This window comes from Spongiibacter marinus, assembly GCF_016906995.1.
Lineage (GTDB): Bacteria > Pseudomonadota > Gammaproteobacteria > Pseudomonadales > Spongiibacteraceae > Spongiibacter > Spongiibacter marinus.
This window is the reverse complement of the sequence record NZ_JAFBBD010000002.1, coordinates 357,517-370,628: the sequence shown is the minus strand read 5'-3', so window position 1 is coordinate 370,628 and position 13,112 is coordinate 357,517. Positions and strand designations below refer to the sequence as shown.

General features: G+C 53.6%; 14 protein-coding genes. All 14 read right to left on the bottom strand.

From position 1 onward, the window contains the following. Nucleotides 1–2: 2 nt before the first annotated feature. The 14 genes from HNR64_RS04190 to HNR64_RS04125 all read right to left on the bottom strand — a co-directional run bounded on the left by HNR64_RS04190 (nt 3) and on the right by HNR64_RS04125 (nt 13,097). Nucleotides 3–728: a sulfite exporter TauE/SafE family protein gene (locus HNR64_RS04190; protein WP_204995290.1), complete on the bottom strand. Its 726-nt coding sequence runs from the start codon at nt 726–728 to the stop codon at nt 3–5. Then, nucleotides 721–894, bottom strand: coding sequence for a cbb3-type cytochrome oxidase assembly protein CcoS (gene ccoS / locus HNR64_RS04185; RefSeq protein ID WP_204995289.1), 174 nt, complete (start codon nt 892–894; stop codon nt 721–723). The genes HNR64_RS04190 and ccoS overlap by 8 nt, the downstream gene beginning before the upstream one ends. Beyond that, the gene (locus HNR64_RS04180) at nt 887–3,325 is read right to left on the bottom strand and encodes a heavy metal translocating P-type ATPase metal-binding domain-containing protein (protein WP_204995288.1); all 2,439 of its coding nucleotides are present in this window, start codon (nt 3,323–3,325) and stop codon (nt 887–889) included. The genes ccoS and HNR64_RS04180 overlap by 8 nt, the downstream gene beginning before the upstream one ends. After that, nucleotides 3,318–3,836 carry a FixH family protein gene (locus tag HNR64_RS04175; protein ID WP_204995287.1) on the bottom strand — a complete coding sequence of 173 codons (519 nt, stop codon included), beginning with the start codon at nt 3,834–3,836 and terminating at the stop codon, nt 3,318–3,320. Before HNR64_RS04175 ends, HNR64_RS04180 begins: the two co-directional genes overlap by 8 nt. Before the next feature lie 15 nt (nt 3,837–3,851). Further along, nucleotides 3,852–5,306: a cytochrome c oxidase accessory protein CcoG gene (gene ccoG / locus HNR64_RS04170; RefSeq protein ID WP_204995286.1), complete on the bottom strand. Its 1,455-nt coding sequence runs from the start codon at nt 5,304–5,306 to the stop codon at nt 3,852–3,854. Between the two features lie 6 nt (nt 5,307–5,312). Further along, nucleotides 5,313–6,203: a cytochrome-c oxidase, cbb3-type subunit III gene (gene ccoP / locus HNR64_RS04165; RefSeq protein WP_204995285.1), complete on the bottom strand. Its 891-nt coding sequence runs from the start codon at nt 6,201–6,203 to the stop codon at nt 5,313–5,315. After that, nucleotides 6,196–6,366, bottom strand: coding sequence for a cbb3-type cytochrome oxidase subunit 3 (locus HNR64_RS04160; RefSeq protein ID WP_204995284.1), 171 nt, complete (start codon nt 6,364–6,366; stop codon nt 6,196–6,198). The genes ccoP and HNR64_RS04160 overlap by 8 nt, the downstream gene beginning before the upstream one ends. A gap of 9 nt (nt 6,367–6,375) precedes the next feature. After that, complete coding sequence (ccoO, locus tag HNR64_RS04155) at nt 6,376–6,984, bottom strand: cytochrome-c oxidase, cbb3-type subunit II (protein WP_204995283.1); 609 nt, start codon at nt 6,982–6,984, stop codon at nt 6,376–6,378. Continuing rightward, a complete protein-coding gene (ccoN, locus tag HNR64_RS04150) occupies nt 6,981–8,414 on the bottom strand; it encodes a cytochrome-c oxidase, cbb3-type subunit I (RefSeq protein ID WP_204995282.1) in 1,434 nt (477 codons plus the stop codon). Before ccoN ends, ccoO begins: the two co-directional genes overlap by 4 nt. A gap of 188 nt (nt 8,415–8,602) precedes the next feature. Further along, on the bottom strand, nt 8,603–9,211 hold the full coding sequence (locus HNR64_RS04145) for a Yip1 family protein (protein ID WP_286694508.1): 609 nt from the start codon (nt 9,209–9,211) through the stop codon (nt 8,603–8,605). A gap of 108 nt (nt 9,212–9,319) precedes the next feature. Next, nucleotides 9,320–10,057: a fumarate/nitrate reduction transcriptional regulator Fnr gene (gene fnr, locus HNR64_RS04140; RefSeq protein ID WP_204995281.1), complete on the bottom strand. Its 738-nt coding sequence runs from the start codon at nt 10,055–10,057 to the stop codon at nt 9,320–9,322. Between the two features lie 138 nt (nt 10,058–10,195). Beyond that, nucleotides 10,196–11,587, bottom strand: a complete 1,392-nt coding sequence (gene hemN / locus HNR64_RS04135) for an oxygen-independent coproporphyrinogen III oxidase (RefSeq protein WP_204995280.1) — start codon at nt 11,585–11,587, stop codon at nt 10,196–10,198. Nucleotides 11,588–11,604: 17 nt separating this feature from the next. Continuing rightward, nucleotides 11,605–12,168, bottom strand: a complete 564-nt coding sequence (locus HNR64_RS04130; RefSeq protein WP_204995279.1) for a hemerythrin domain-containing protein — start codon at nt 12,166–12,168, stop codon at nt 11,605–11,607. Between the two features lie 158 nt (nt 12,169–12,326). Beyond that, a complete protein-coding gene (locus HNR64_RS04125; RefSeq protein WP_204995278.1) occupies nt 12,327–13,097 on the bottom strand; it encodes an acetoacetate decarboxylase family protein in 771 nt (256 codons plus the stop codon). Nucleotides 13,098–13,112 lie beyond the last annotated feature (15 nt).

Sequence of the window (13,112 nt, the reverse complement as noted above, 5' to 3'; positions counted from 1 at the left end):
TGTCAGTGGTGATGGTGCTCCATTGACTGACCAGCACCATCAGTCGCTCCCGAGTGACCACCGTGCGAAGCAAACAGGGTCGACGCAGAAAAGACCGCCCACAGAATCATGAATACCGCAACGGTATTTCGAAAGAAGCTGTTGCGCAGCCATGCCAGCGCACTGCGCTGTGCGGCACTGACTGCCAACATCGCCGGAAGCGTGCCCAGGCCAAAGAAAAACATCAGTGCCGCCGCCTGCGACGCGCTGCCACTGGTACTGGCCCACGCCAGGCTGCTGTATATCAGCCCACAGGGCAAAAAGCCCCACAGTACACCCAGCGCCAGCGCTTTGGGCAAACGATCAGCCGGCAATAGTTTCACGGTAAGCGGCTGGATACGACGCCAAATTTTCGCGCCGCCGCGTTCAATAAGGCCACCACCCCGCCACCAGCCTGCCAGTGCGACGGCGACCATAATCAGTAGCACGCTCGCCAATAATCGCAACGCCTTGCCAACGACCATAAACTCCGCGCCGAGCCACGCGGCAATACCGCCGCCGATCGCGCCAATAAGGGCGTAGCTGCTGATTCGACCAAATTGAAAGCCCAACATTAAGATTGGCGATCGCCCCGCGCTGGACGCCGCGCTAAGCGCGCTGATGGCACCGCACATTCCCAAACAGTGCGGGCTGCCCATCAAGCCGAGCATAAACGCCGCGGTGTAATTGATGTTACTGGGATCAATCATCGTTTTTGTCAGCGCGCTTCTTGCGGCGTTCGTCATCGTAGAGAATCCGCTGCGCCTCGCGGTCAAGATCGTCAAATTGACGATGATTCACCGCCCAAAAAAAGAGCGCGCAAATGGCGACGAAAAACACCAACGCGACCGGAAGTAGAATATATAAACTAGACACTGGCCAACTCCACATGCTGAGTATTCAGCGATCGCTGTTGTTCTTGTCTATCCAAACGCAGGGCATTTAACACCACGACCAGCGAGCTCAACGACATACCGATTGCTGCTAACCACGGCGGCACCAAGCCCGCTGCGGCTGCTGGCAAGGCCGTGCCGTTATACAGCAAGGCCCAGAATATATTTTGCCGAAGAATACGCCCCATCTTGGCGGATTTGGTAAACAACAACTCGATCAAGCTTAAGCGATCGCTCAATAGTGCCACATCTGCACAGGAGCGCGTCAGATCACTCGCCCCCGCCATCGCGACTGAGACATCGGCGGCGGCAATAACCGGCGCATCATTAACGCCGTCACCGACCATAAGCACCGTGCCGCCCATTGCCTGCAGTGAGCTAATACGGGCCAGTTTATCGGCAGCCGTGCAGCCCGCTTGATACTCATCAAAGCCCAAAGCGTTGGCGAGAACGGCGACTTGATCAGAGCTGTCACCGCTTAACAACACACTGCGCACACCGCGCTGCTTTAAAAAGGCCAGCGCCTGCGCAGCGCCTTCACGCAGGGTGTCTTCAAGGAAAAAACGCGCCGCAAGTTTGCCGTTTTTAGCAAGGTACACAGTCATCAACTCATCGCTGTCACCTTGCTCGGCAAAGCCGCAAAACTCACGTCGGCCAATTTTATAGCTGTCGCCATTAATAACGGCGCTAATTCCCTGCCCGGCCTGCAAATCGAGCTGACTGGGCGCCAGCGCTGTCAGTGTATAGCCTGCTGCACCGAGGGCATCGACTGAAAAAGCCTGCGCAATCGGGTGGCTGGATGGGGCTTCAAGTGCGGCGGCAATACTCAGTGCCTGGCATTCGTCTAACTCGCCAGCAAGCTCCACTTTCAACAGGCGAGGACGGCCCTCGGTAAGCGTGCCGGTTTTATCAAAAATAACATGGCTGATGCCTGCCAAATTCTCAAGCACCGCCGCATTGGCAACCAAGGCCCCGCGGCGACGCAGGCCGCTGACCGCCGCAGAATAACTGCTGGGGGTTGCCAGCGACAACGCACAGGGGCAGCTCACCACAAGCACCGCAAGCGCGGTGAGAAAAGCGCTGTGGCCAGGGTTGAAAGACCAATAGGTATAGGCCGCCGCTGCGCAGAACAACACAAACAAGGTGAAGTAGCCACTGATCCGGTCGGCGAGCTCTGCTATCGGGGGTTTAGCAAGGCGCGCACTGTCGAGCAACTGATCAATTTGCGACAAGCGACTTTGCTCTGGGTGGCCCTGAAGGCGAAGACACAAACTGCCATCAATATTGTGGCTACCCGCCAGTACGGTATCGCCGGGCACTTTACTGCGCGGCATAAACTCGCCGGTGAAGGCGCTATCCTCAACACTACTCTGCCCGCTGACGACCACACCATCCACGGGCACCAGCTCACCGGGCTGCACCAGCAGCTCATCGCCATCCTGGAGTGCCGACAGCGCCACCCACTGGTTTGCACCGTCGGGCGCAACTTTCCTGGCGGTGAGGGGAAGTAATGGTCGAATTGAGGATTCGCGGCGCAACTGCACCGCATTTTGCAGGTAGCGGCTGAGCAGCAAGAAAAAGCAAAACATGCTCACCGTATCGAAATAGACGTGACCTTCCCCGCTTACCGTCGCCCTTAGGCTGGCACCATAGGCGGCGAGCATAGCGATGGAAACCGGCACATCCATGCCCGCTCGGCCTGCCTTGATACCCCGCCACGCGCCGGAAAAAAACGGTTGTGCGGAATACAAAATCACTGGCGTGGCAATCGCCAAACTAAACCAACGCAGCAATTGACGGATATCGGTGTCGATGCCCTGAAAGTCGCCAGCGTAAAGTGCGATGGCAGTCATCATTAACTGCATCATCGCCACGCCAGCCAAACCAAGGCGCCTTAACAGGCTTTTCTGTCCTTCTTGCAGTTGCTGGAGATGGGCCTCAGCAGACCAGGGTTGAACGCCGTAGCCGAGCTGATGAACCGACGCAAAAATCTCACTGAGCTGAACCTGGGCGGGACACCACTCTACTGTTGCCATGCCGCGCTGCAAATTGACACGGACTGCGTTGACACCATCGATTGCACCGAGGCGGTTTTCGATCAACCAGGCGCAGGCCGCACAATGCATATCACTGACGCTGAGCTGGCTCTGCCAACATTCGCCATCGGGGTGGGAGAACTGCTCGAATACGGCGGGAGAATCGTATTGCAGATAATCTTCAGCGCTGGCCGCAGGGCGGTTAGCTTGCTGGTCCCGCATGCGGTAGTAGTCGTCCAGACCCGCTCCCAATATGCATTCCGACACTGCGACGCAGGCCGGGCAGCACATCAATCGCTCTTGGCCATCGATAATTAAGCTATAGCGGCCTTTCGCTGGCAACGGCTCACCGCAATGAAAGCAGCTTGTCTCAGCCACCGATACGGCTCACCAATAGGGCTTCCCGCCGGCTATTCAGATCGACCTCTCCCTTTAAGCGCCAACTTTCTGCCTCGGGCAAACCGACACTCTGTAAGGTCAGATACCAACGTCCCTGCACAAGCGTATCGACATCAACGCGATAGCCGCCCTGAGACTCACGAGACAACACCACACTGTGATCAAGCTCCTGGCTGGTCGGGTGTTGTAACAGCAACTGCACATGGTCTGGCCATGACACGGTATTGCCGGAGAGCTCGAGGAGAATACTGCCACCCGAAGCAAAATCGATCGCCGCCGAAATATTACTCTCCGCGGCGCGGCGATCCTGAGACAAGCGCTGGTTAATCGCCAAACCTTCTTTGTAGTAATCGTCGGCAACCAAGTTATCGGCGTGCTTCATCGAAATGGCGACGGTGGACAGCCCCGCCACCACGACAGCGCCTGGCAGTACAATTAAGAACCACGGCCAAAACTGGCGATACCAAGGGGTGTTAGCGGCGGCATTCATAGGCACAATTTAACCTTAACGCTGAGGAACCGGACCAAAGAAACTGCTTTCAACTTCGGCAACACTGCTCTCCTTGTCCATTTGCCGTACGCTGATCGTGATCGGCGAACGACTGGAAGGAAGGCTGTCTGCGCGAGCCTGCAGTCGCATTGGTAAGTCTAAGAGCTCTCCGGATTGTAAACTGATTTCCTGCTTGTGGAAGTTTTCGAAGTTTATCTCACTCTCGACAACGACCTGATAGCGATGCTCCTGCTGTGTTTTATTCGCGATCTTTACGGTGTAGCTATTTTCAATCATGCCGTCCTGCACTTCGGTGAATAGCGCCTGACGGTCGCGCAGCACGCTTAATTCAATCACATCGCGATCAGCAATATTATAGGCTAACAGCCCCACCATCAGCGTCATCGCTACCACATAACCCAGCAGGCGCGGACGCATGATATGGGTCTTCTTGCCCTTTAAGCTATTTTCCGTTGCGTAGCGAATCAGCCCGGGCTCGTAACCCATTTTATCCATTACCGAGTTACAGGCATCCACACACAAGGCACAGCCAATACACTCGTATTGAAGACCATCGCGAATATCGATCCCGGTAGGACAGACTTGCACACACAATTGGCAATCTATGCAATCACCCAGGCCAACGCCCTGGGATTGCGCTTCCCGTTTCCGTGAGCCACGGGGTTCACCGCGCTTACTGTCGTAACTGATGATTAGCGTGTCGGGGTCGAACATCGCTGATTGAAAGCGCGCGTAGGGACACATATACATGCATACTTGCTCACGCATCCAACCGGCATTGAGGTAGGTCGCGGCGGTAAAGAACGCGATCCAGAAGAAAGCCCAGCCATTCGCTGAGAGGTCAATAAAGTCGACGGCAAGCTCTCGAACGGGGGTAAAGTAGCCAACAAAGGTGAAGCCGGTTAAAAATGCAAAGCCCAGCCACATAGAGTGTTTGTACGCCTTCTTGCGCAGCTTTTCGAGGGACCAGGGCGCCGCGTCAAGCTTGATACGCTGGTTCCGCGTTCCCTCAGCCTTCTGTTCCATCCACATAAAGATGCTGGTCCATACGGTCTGCGGGCAGCTGTAGCCGCACCACACTCGACCAGCGAGGTTGGTGACCGCGAAAAGACCGAAGGCAGCGATGATCAATACCCAGGCCAACATCGTCATATCTTGTGGCCAAAAGGTGAGCCCGAGAACATGAAATTGCCGCGCGGGCAGGTCAAACAGGACCGACTGACGGCCATCCCAATTTAACCAAGGTAGAATGATATAGCCCAACAACAGCGGCCAACCGGTGAATACGCGAATGCGCTGATAAAACCCTTCAATTGCGCGAGTGTATATTTTTTCTCGCTTTTGGTAGAGATCGATTTCCCCAACTTCCGCAGGGACTACAATTTCTACCGCTAGGTTTTCTGGCTTTGTTTCACTACCGCCAGCCGGTTGCCGCTCCTGAGTGTTCATAGCAGATTATGGTTCCTCTTCTGCAAGCTGATAAACATAGGCACTGAGTAGGTGGATCTTCGCTGCGCTCAAATTGTCAGCATGAGCGGGCATTTTTCCTGACCGGCCATTGGCGATACTGTGGATAATCTTGCCGGTGTCACCACCGTACAGCCAAATGTCGTCATTCAACCGAGGGGCACCCATAGCAATATTGCCCTCGCCCGATGCACCGTGACAGCCTGCACACAGCATGGTGAACTTCTCGCGCGATTCGGCATGCTCCGCCGAGGCACTCGCCTGAGCATCGCGTAAGCTTTGCACGTAAGCCCCCATCGACTTGACACCCTCGGCGCCGAGTACCGACTGCCAACCAGGCATCATGCCACTACGACCATCGCGAATAGAGTGAGCAATTTGATCCGGACTGCCTCCGTACAACCAGTCGTTGTCGGTCAAGTTCGGAAAGCCGTAGCTCCCTTTTGCATCATTGCCGTGGCAAATCGCACAGTTGTTGGCGAACACCCGTTTGGCAATACGCATCGCTTTGGGGTCGGCAACCAATGCCTCGGCATCTTTCTGCATAAACTCAGCGTAGAGCGCTTCGTTCTTTTGCTTTGCCGCATCCACATTGCCCTGCCACTGCGAAACCGACGTCCAATTCAACAGGCCGGGGAATTTGCCCATGCCAGGGTAGGCCAACAGGTAGCCCGCACCGAACACCATGCTGAGCACAAACATCTTGATCCACCAAGATGGCATAGGATTATCGTATTCCTCGATACCATCGTAAATGTGACCTGTTGTCGCACCGTCTTTATGTTGATTGATCTTGCGATTTGACAGCAGAAGCCATGCCAAAAGCACATAGGAGACTGCCGTTAGGACAATGATCCAGCCACTCCAAAAATCACTCATCTCGGCTCTCCTGCTTTGCTTTACCTTCGTCTACAAATGGCAGCTGAGCTGCTTCGTCATACATCGATTTACGGCTTCTTCTATACACGTTGAAACACACACCCATGAAAGCCAGGAACAGCAACAACGTTGATAAAGCACGTAGATTGTCTTGATCAAACATACATCCTCCTCAACGCTTGTACTTGATAAGTGTTCCCAGCTGCTGCAAGTAGGCAACCATGGCGTCGATCTCTTTCTTACCTTCCACTTGGGAGGCCGCTGTGGCGATGTCGTCGTCGGTGTAGGGCACACCCACTTTGCGCAGCGCTCGCATTTTCTTCCCAACTTCATCGCCATTGATCTCGTTCTTAAACAACCAGGGATACGACGGCATAATGGATTCGGGCACGACATCGCGCGGGTTATACAAGTGAGCACGGTGCCACTCGTCGCTATAACGTCCACCTAAGCGCGCCAAATCGGGCCCTGTTCGCTTGGAGCCCCACAGGAAGGGGTGTTCGTAAACAGATTCACCAGCAACAGAGTAGTGTCCATAGCGCTCTGTTTCAGAGCGCATAGGGCGAACCATTTGCGAATGACATACGTGGCAGCCTTCACGGATATAGATATCTCGGCCGGTTAGCTGCATCGCGTTTAATGGCTTCAAGCCAGCAATCGGCTCTGTCGTTTGCTTTTGGAAGAAAAGCGGCACGATCTCCACCAAGGCTCCAAAACTAATGGCGACAATGATAAAAATAATCATCAAGCCGATATTTTTCTCGACGACGTCGTGATTCATGCTTCAGCCCCCGCAGTATTTGCCACCAGTTCCTTAGTTTCTTTGCTGGAAATGGTTTTCCAAACGTTCCAAGCCATCAACAACATGCCGACCAGGAACAGGAACCCACCAAACAGTCGCACTACGTAGCCAGGGTGGCTGGCGATAACCGATTCAGCAAAGCTGTAGGTCAGGCTGCCATCGGCGTTGTAGGCGCGCCACATCAGGCCCTGAACAATGCCGTTTACCCACATGGATGCGATGTAAAGCACGGTACCGATGGTGGATAGCCAAAAGTGTGTATTGATCATATTGACGCTGTACATTTGCTTGCGGTCAAAGAGCACGGGAATCAAGTGATAAACCATGCCGATGGAGATCATCGCCACCCAGCCCAATGCGCCGGAATGCACATGACCAATCGTCCAGTCAGTGTAATGAGAAAGAGAGTTAACGGTTTTGATCGACATCATCGGACCTTCAAACGTCGACATACCGTAGAAAGAAAGCGACACAATCAGGAAGCGCAGAATGGGGTCAGTGCGCAGTTTGTGCCAGGCACCACTGAGGGTCATCATACCGTTGATCATACCGCCCCATGAGGGTGCCAGCAGGATCAGCGACATCACCATACCCAGGCTCTGTGCCCAGTCAGGCAGCGCGGTATAGTGAAGGTGATGAGGGCCAGCCCAGATGTATACAGAGACCAACGCCCAGAAGTGAACGATCGATAGCCGATATGAGTAGACCGGACGCCCAGCCTGCTTAGGAACGAAGTAGTACATCATTCCCAGGAAGCCTGCCGTCAGGAAGAAGCCCACAGCATTGTGCCCGTACCACCACTGGATCATGGCGTCGACAGCACCGGAGTAGGCCGAATAAGACTTGGACATGCTCACTGGAATCGCGGCGCTATTGACGATGTGAAGCACCGCAATGGTCACGATAAACGCGCCGTAGAACCAGTTCGCCACATAAATATGCGACATCTTCCGACGCATGATCGTGCCGAAAAAGAGTACCGCATAGGCCACCCAAACCACGGCGATAAGCACATCTATCGGCCATTCAAGCTCGGCATACTCCTTAGCGGAGGTAAGCCCCATGGGAAGCGTAATCGCTGCCAGCAAGATGACCAGCTGCCACCCCCAGAAGACGAACGCCGCGAGGCGGTCCGACAGTAGCGCCGTTTGACAGGTGCGCTGCACCACAAACAGCGAAGACCCCATCAGAGCACAGCCACCAAACGCAAATATAACCGCGTTAGTATGCAGGGGTCGCAGTCGCCCAAAACTGAGCCAGGGCGTGTCGAAGTTGAGTTGCGGCCAAACCAATTGCGCTGCGATGAGAACGCCGACGGTCATTCCGACGATGCCCCATACCACAGTCATAATGGTGAATTGCCGCACCACTTTGTAGTTGTAAGTTGGATGTTCTTGCGAAGATGTCATGACAGTTCACGAACCTCAGGTGGACTATGCGCGAACCGGCAACCAGCGCCGTTCGGGCAGACATGATGGAGGTGGGTATTGTCCCAGCAGGTGGGGGCCGCAATGCTGACCCAGATCAACAGAAAGCTAAACAGGCCTGCGACACTATGCCGCAGAAAATTTACCTTCCTACCGACTCATTTATGCCGCTAATCAGTGAACACCGGTGTCATTCCCATATCCCAGAGAATAACCACCGCGCCCATTAGCGCCATAAATATCACCATACAGATTGCGACTACCGCCGAGGCGTACAAAAAGCCGCGCTCTTCAGGAATTCCCATCGCCAGCGGAATACCTAAATACAGCAGGTATACAGACCAACCCAAGGCCAGAATACCCAGGGTCAGATCAAACCAGAAAAGAGGAAAGAAACCGCAAAGCCCCGCAATGAACAGCGGAGTTGCCGTGTATCCAGATAAGACGATGCCCTTGAGCACCGACGAGGAAGCGCCATAGGTCTCGGACATCCAGTGAACGAAATATCCGATCACTGCCAACGAGCCCAACATCGCAAAATAGAAGGCAATGACAATCTGCAGAGCACTCGCCTGAGTCAGGCGCACCACCTCGCCATCGCCCACCGTCCAACCCACTTGGCTGGCACCGTAGTACCACGCAACGCATGGCCCAATGGCAAGAATGATGGGGTAAAGCAGCTTGGCCGCCAAACCCTCATCGCCGGCATCGGCAACCATGCGCCACTGCTTACGGGGACTGAACAAAAAACCTAGGGGATTGCTAATTATTGCACTCACGGCCTACTCACTCTTTCCGGGGAGATTTATTGAAAGTTTACCGCCCAACGGGCGGCTCCGGTTGATCTGAGTCAAGCCTGTGCCACTACGGCACAATGACAGCCACAATTACGGCTGAAGGTTTGCGGCTGCCTTAAGGCCTTCGACATCGAGATCGCTAATTTCCTTATTGTCGATTCGAATTAAGTCTTGTTTTGCAAAACGGCTGAGAACGCGGCTTACGGTCTCGACAGTGAGCCCCAGAAAGCTGGCAATATCCGCACGCGACATTGGCAATCTAAACGCGGATGCCGACAATTTACGGCGCGCCTGGCGAGCAGAGATGCTCACTAACAGCGATGCGACACGCTCGTCAGCCGTATTTTTACTGAGCAAGGTAATGTGTCGCTGATCATCAACGATCTCGCTACTCAACAGCTTGAAAAAGTGTCTTTGGAGATTGGGCAACTGGCCGCTGAGATCTTCGATCTGAGAAAAAGGAATTTCACAAATCGCCGACACCTCTAATGAAACAGCGGAACTCGCGTAGCGGTTTTGACCAATACCATCCAAGCCAACAACTTCACCCGGAAAATAAAAACCGGTGACCTGCTCCTCTCCAGCATCGGTAATGCTATACGTTTTTACAGCACCAGAGCGCACGGCAAATACAGACGTAAACGCATCGCCTTCACGGAATATATGACGGCTCTTTGGCAGGGGGCGACCGCGCTGCACGATATTGTCCAGCTTAACAATTTCATCGCTTTCCAGAGCCAGTGGCAAGCAGATGCCACTTAATCGACAATTGTTACAGCTAACAGCAGGGTTGTGGGGGCAGGCTTTGGAGGCTTCCGCGCGTCGCATGTGGTCTCCTTACACATGTCGGGGGGTGATTACTGCCGCCATTGAACGCCTTATCTCCGGGTGGGTCAAGTCTACTTTCGGCGTAGTCGCGATAAAGTTACTACACAATAAAATAGCGCGCCAAAAGCCTGTAAACCGCTACAAGGTTTTGGAATATGCTCCGCGGTGCAGAGACAAACTTTCATCAAATAGCATGCAAACATTTCGTAAAACTGCCCGCCCCGCTTCCGTTATTTTTATCCCCTCATCGCTGAGTAACAACACGCCTGAATTGTGAAATTCTTCTAGCGACGGCAGGACGGCAGCAAATTTTTCTCTAAAGCTGACCTGATAGCGACCGTGCAACTCCTTAAAGTCCAGCTTTAAGTTACAGGCCAACTGCATAATAACGTAGCGACGAAGCATATCTTCTGCTGAAAGCTCTAACCCGCGAGCCACCGGCAGTCGCCCAGCGTCAATCTCGGCGTAGTAGGCTTCAAGATCCTTCTCATTCTGGGCATAGCAGCGCCCCAGAGAGCTTATCGCGGACACCCCCATCCCCAATACATCGGGTGAATGGCAGGTCGAATAGCCCTGGAAATTTCGTTGCAGACGGCCCTGCTGCTGATAAATGGCCAGCTCGTCATTGGGCTTAACAAAATGATCCATACCAATATGCAAATACCCCGCAGCTTGCAATCGCTGGCTCGCCAGAGCAAAAATTTTCAGTTTCTCTTCGCTATCTGGCATTGGGTATCTATCCACCGACTTTTGCCATTTAAAACGCTGTGGCATATGGGCGTAATGGTAGATGGCAATTCTATCTGGCGACATGGCAATTAATGCGTCCAGCGTCGCTTTAAAACTTTCCTCGGTCTGTAATGGCAGGCCGTATATTAAATCTGCACTCACCGATCTAAATTTAAAACGCCGCGCCAATGACACCAGCTCGGCGATCATATCTTCACTCTGTACGCGATTAATGGCCTGCTGCACATCGGGGTTCGTATCTTGCACACCAAAGCTGACACGGTTAAAACCCAAGCCTTTAAGCAAGGCCAAATAATCCTCATCGACGCAACGCGGATCCAACTCGATGGAAAACTCCCGGTCGTCACTGTCATCGAGATTGAAGTGACTGGCAAGTTGATGCACGAGCTCGGTCATTTCCGCTTTGTCCAGGTAGTTTGGCGTTCCACCCCCCAGGTGAAGCTGACTTACACGGCGGGACACGCCCACATGCCGCGACAGGAGCTGTAGCTCTCTGTTTAAGTGGTCCAGATAACGACGACTTGCTCGCGGGTCTTTGGTAATAATTTTATTGCATGCACAGTAGTAGCAGAGGCTTCGACAAAACGGAATGTGCACATATAAGGACAGCGGCGATGGGCTATTTCTTGCATCGTCAAGAAAGCGCACATAATCGCGATCGGTAAACGCTTCGCTAAAGTTCAGTGCCGTAGGGTACGACGTGTAGCGCGGCCCCTGCACCGCATAGCGGCGCACCATATCAGTGGCGTTATCAAATTCTCTTGCGATCGCAGTCGGCATGGATATTCCCTTCAATACTACTGTTTGAATGCACCAGAGTAAGACGCATGCTCAGGCTTAAATGTCGATAGATAATCATCTCGCTCGTGCTGACCAATCGGCCCGATGACGGCATCTATCTCGCGCTCAATCGCCTGCCAATCAGCGTCGCCAAACAACTCTCCGGCCATCTGAAAGATGCCTCGCTCTTCATGAATGTGCGATATCTGACGACTGTGATAATGCTTACTTAAGCGAATAATTGCCGGCCGGACAGGCTTTTCACTCAGCCGCAATTCAGAAAATATCAGCGACAGCTGATCACTCAAGGCCTCCAGCATGCCGTGGTCTCGCAATACATTTTCCACGGCGTAGTGATTCACTCCGGGCTTGGTGAGCAGCTGTCTAAAAATGATATCTTCAACAGGGTGGTGCCATACTTCGGGGTAGATCTGGATGTAATCCAGGCAACGCATCATTGCGTCGACATCCGCCGGCGCATCATGTAAGCCAAAGTAGCTCTCAATTTGATGATTGAGGTCATACAGCATTCGCTGCATGCGCTGATGATCCGTTTCCAACTGCAAAAAAATGGGATGCATGGCCCGCTCCATATTATTCTAGCCAAGGCATCATAATATGCGGCAACGCCATTCCCATTGACCTGAATCAACAGCAATGAGGGAGATCAGCTTATCGGCGCGACAAGCTCACAGAAAAGCGGAAAAAAGCCGGGCGGTGATACCCGGCGAGGGTGGTTCTAGGCTTGTTTGGGGCCACCATTTTCACCGGGCCAGCGAGAGCCGCCAATGGTGTCGGCAAAGGGCATAAAGCCCTCGGGGTCCAGCGGGCCTTCGAGCGTAATGCGACGGTCGAGGAAAATCGGTGTCCACAGCCATGCCTCGGCCTCCGTTCGCATAGGCAGTTTGCTGGCCAGAGGGTCCCAAGGGCTGTCATTTAGCGTGACCTGGCCCTGCAATTTCTCGATATGCGCCGTGCCGTATTTTGCGTAAACACGCACAACGTGAGGTGGGAAGTCCCAGCTGGGGTTTTCCATATCCACACCGCGCAGGTGCTTTATCCACCACTCATTCGTTTCGTGCTCCGGGGGAATCTCGCCCTCACCGGTCACCTGCCCCTTAAACTCCAGAAAGGTATATCCGCGGTGGCTCACCTTTGCTGATACGTAGTCCATCAAGCGGAAGTACTGGGTCTCCCCATAATACTTCGGCTGCCCCCAGCGCTCGTGACTTCCGTAAATTGCCGCCTCCTGATCGATGGCAATACCCAGAGTGTACTCGCCTTCAATGCCATTGTAGTTAGCGTCAACATTCACCACGCAACCATACTCGGGCTCATTTAATACCGGGAAGTTATAAATAGTAATGGTCACGCCCGGTTCTTTACCTGGCTCAATACCGGGCGGTAAAAGTTTCGCTATCGCCTCAGCGTCCGTTTTATAGCGAATTTTTAGCATCGGCCAGTTGAGAATATCGCCGGGCTTACCCATAGGGGCGTTGGAGTCAGTCATGGTAGTTATTCCTCG

Coding starts and splice junctions, on each gene's coding strand:
- HNR64_RS04125 (WP_204995278.1), bottom strand. CDS start 13,097: ATGACTGACTCCAACGCCCCTATGGGTAAGCCCGGCGATATTCTCAAC.
- HNR64_RS04190 (WP_204995290.1), bottom strand. CDS start 728: ATGATTGATCCCAGTAACATCAATTACACCGCGGCGTTTATGCTCGGC.
- HNR64_RS04175 (WP_204995287.1), bottom strand. CDS start 3,836: ATGAATGCCGCCGCTAACACCCCTTGGTATCGCCAGTTTTGGCCGTGG.
- HNR64_RS04130 (WP_204995279.1), bottom strand. CDS start 12,168: ATGCATCCCATTTTTTTGCAGTTGGAAACGGATCATCAGCGCATGCAG.
- ccoO (WP_204995283.1), bottom strand. CDS start 6,984: ATGAATCACGACGTCGTCGAGAAAAATATCGGCTTGATGATTATTTTT.
- ccoG (WP_204995286.1), bottom strand. CDS start 5,306: ATGAACACTCAGGAGCGGCAACCGGCTGGCGGTAGTGAAACAAAGCCA.
- fnr (WP_204995281.1), bottom strand. CDS start 10,057: ATGCGACGCGCGGAAGCCTCCAAAGCCTGCCCCCACAACCCTGCTGTT.
- hemN (WP_204995280.1), bottom strand. CDS start 11,587: ATGCCGACTGCGATCGCAAGAGAATTTGATAACGCCACTGATATGGTG.
- HNR64_RS04160 (WP_204995284.1), bottom strand. CDS start 6,366: ATGTTTGATCAAGACAATCTACGTGCTTTATCAACGTTGTTGCTGTTC.
- ccoP (WP_204995285.1), bottom strand. CDS start 6,203: ATGAGTGATTTTTGGAGTGGCTGGATCATTGTCCTAACGGCAGTCTCC.
- ccoN (WP_204995282.1), bottom strand. CDS start 8,414: ATGACATCTTCGCAAGAACATCCAACTTACAACTACAAAGTGGTGCGG.